This is a genomic window from Pseudomonas sp. E45-MNA-CIBAN-0222 (assembly GCF_040310405.1).
Lineage (GTDB): Bacteria > Pseudomonadota > Gammaproteobacteria > Pseudomonadales > Pseudomonadaceae > Stutzerimonas > Stutzerimonas stutzeri_AC.
In genome coordinates this window covers 1-2436 of record NZ_JBEOPU010000039.1, presented here as the reverse complement: position 1 = coordinate 2436, position 2436 = coordinate 1, and the positions used below count along the sequence as shown (strand labels likewise).

Annotated in this window: 3 protein-coding genes; 1 reads left to right on the top strand and 2 read right to left on the bottom strand. The window is 52.8% G+C overall.

What is annotated here, in order from left to right; translation table 11 throughout:
• Positions 1 to 290 precede the first annotated feature (290 nt).
• Positions 291 to 935 carry a hypothetical protein gene (locus AAEZ08_RS22640; protein WP_014820609.1) on the top strand — a complete coding sequence of 215 codons (645 nt, stop codon included), beginning with the start codon at positions 291 to 293 and terminating at the stop codon, positions 933 to 935.
• A gap of 257 nt (positions 936 to 1192) precedes the next feature.
• Here AAEZ08_RS22640 and AAEZ08_RS22635 read toward each other — a convergent pair whose 3' ends face one another.
• Complete coding sequence (locus AAEZ08_RS22635) at positions 1193 to 2173, bottom strand: IS5-like element ISPa16 family transposase (RefSeq protein WP_049340863.1); 981 nt, start codon at positions 2171 to 2173, stop codon at positions 1193 to 1195.
• 31 nt (positions 2174 to 2204) lie between these two features.
• A partial coding sequence (locus AAEZ08_RS22630) for a hypothetical protein (protein ID WP_500125148.1) occupies positions 2205 to 2436 on the bottom strand: 232 nt, incomplete at its 5' end.

Sequence of the window (2436 nt, the reverse complement as noted above, 5' to 3'; positions counted from 1 at the left end):
AAGAATCCGTTCTTATTTCCGGCATCCACGTATCGCCTACGCAGCATGATTTGGTGTATTTGATTGCCGGGTTAATAGCAGTGGTAGAGCGTTTGCGGAGATTGCAGTCGGGGCGATGTTTGATGGCACCAATTTCATGCCTCGTTGGGCTAGTGTATAAACACCCTGCCTCCCTAAGAGACCCAAGCTATGGGCTCTGGGGGAAATGCGGGCGGAATATTTACACCAAGCGCGCTCGGCGTCTTATACATCAATTGATGTCGTAGTCATTCTATTTTTGGTGAATAGCTGTGGAAACGCTGAAACGGTACCTCAGTAAGCTAGAAAGCACAGAGGATACTCACATCCACAAGGCCAAGGAATTGCTTGAGGCCCGTGAACGAAATTTTTACCCACTAGACCTTTTGTTTTTGGCCGCCCTGAATAGATCACGCAGCTATACCGGGGCTTTCCTAGACTTGATAAGGAAAGAAAATTATCTGGCAGCGGTCCCGATGATTCGCCAGCAAGTGGATAGTATCCTCCGCCTGTCTGCCGCTCGCCTAGTCAAAAACCCTCATAATTTTGCCCAAAGAATTTTAGCAGGCGAGCCCATTCGAAAGATGAAAGATATGCACGGCAATAAAATGACCGACGCCTATCTGCTGAGCACTTTCAAACATGAGAACCCATGGATTGACGGCGTCTATAGCTCTGGCTCTGGATTTATTCATTTATCAGAAAAGCATATTTTTGGAATGCTCACGGAGATTAATGATGACGGGGCGCTAAATATATGCATTGCAGAAACGCAGGGTTTCGTGCCGGAAGCCAACAGAGTCGAGGCTGTGGAGGCGTTCTATCAAACAGTCATGAGTATATTCGAGCTCTGCGATGGCTGGATTTCCACCAAAAGTAACCCGATACTTAGCTCAGTAAATCGGGGTGTCACCTAGCAATTAGTTAACTGCCGCTTACTTGTTCGCTGACACAAAAAACAGTACTTTTGTCTGTCAGTAGCTTAATCGTTAGCCGTCAGAGGCTTATGGGGCCTGCATGTCTCTTAGGGAAGGTCTGAAGTAACCCTGTATTTCCGGTCGACTTCAGCCCTCGCTGCATTTGAAAGCGGGCCGTCGATCAAAATCGACCAGGTAACCCGCTCAGTTCTCCGTTTTTGGCCGCCGCGAGCACCTCGCAGCAGCCATTTTCCGCATTACAGGTGCACCTTTCCTGCGGTAGTCAGCAAATGTCGGCGCGCCATCCATAGGTTCGACAGCGCGAACAGCGTCACCAGCTGAGCGGTGTTCTTGGCCAGGCCACGGAAGCGCACCTTCACGTAACCGAACTGGCGCTTGATCACTCGAAACGGGTGCTCGACCTTCGCTCGCACTTGTGCCTTGGCCTTCTCGATCTTGCGCTTGGCTTTGTACAGGGCGCTGCGTTTATCGAGCTTCTTGTAGGTGCTGCGGCGTGCTGCGACCTGCCAGATCACTTCGCGGCCAGCATGTTCGGGGCGCTTTTCGACGCCGGTGTAGCCGGCATCGGCGCAGACGACGTTCTCGTCACCGTGCAGCAGTTTGTCGACCTGGGTGATATCCGCCACGTTTGCCGCCGTGCCGACCACGCTGTGCACCAGCCCCGACTCGTCATCCACACCGATGTGGGCCTTCATGCCGAAGTAGTACTGGTTGCCCTTCTTGGTCTGGTGCATCTCCGGATCGCGCTTGCCGTCCTGGTTCTTGGTCGAGCTGGGCGCGTGGATCAGTGTGGCATCGACGATAGTGCCCTGGCGCAGCGACAGGCCGCGATCCCCCAGGTAGCCATTGATTACGCCGAGGATGCCGGCTGCCAGCTCATGTTTCTCCAGCAAGCGACGGAAATTTAGGATGGTGGTTTCGTCGGGAATACGCTCCAGGCTCAGCCCGGCGAACTGACGCAGGATGGTCGTCTCGTAGAGCGCTTCTTCCATGGCCGGGTCGCTGTAGCCGAACCAGTTCTGCATCAGATGGATACGTAACATGGCCATCAGCGGATAGGCTGGACGACCACCTTCACCCTTTGGGTAGTGTGGCTCGATCAGGGCAATCAATCCCTTCCACGGCACCACCTGATCCATCTCGATCAGGAACAATTCCTTACGGGTCTGCTTGCGCTTGCCGGCGTACTCGGCGTCGGCGAAGGTCATCTGCTTCATGGAAAAACTCGGCTGGCGGGATCGGCGTGTTTCACCAGATTCGGGAAGTCTTTTTCAGACCTTCCTTAGAAAAAAGAAACCGGAAATCAAACGGCTCATAAGCGCATTTGAGCGTGAAGCTGATAAATTTCACGAAATCTCTTTTAGCGTATTTTATGTCACCGACAAAGGCCTTGTTGACTCTAGGGAAACTCTGAAGAAGACTTCCTGATTTTGGCAAGATCCCCGGACTCCACTCACCGAGTTTTCCGATGAAGCAGATG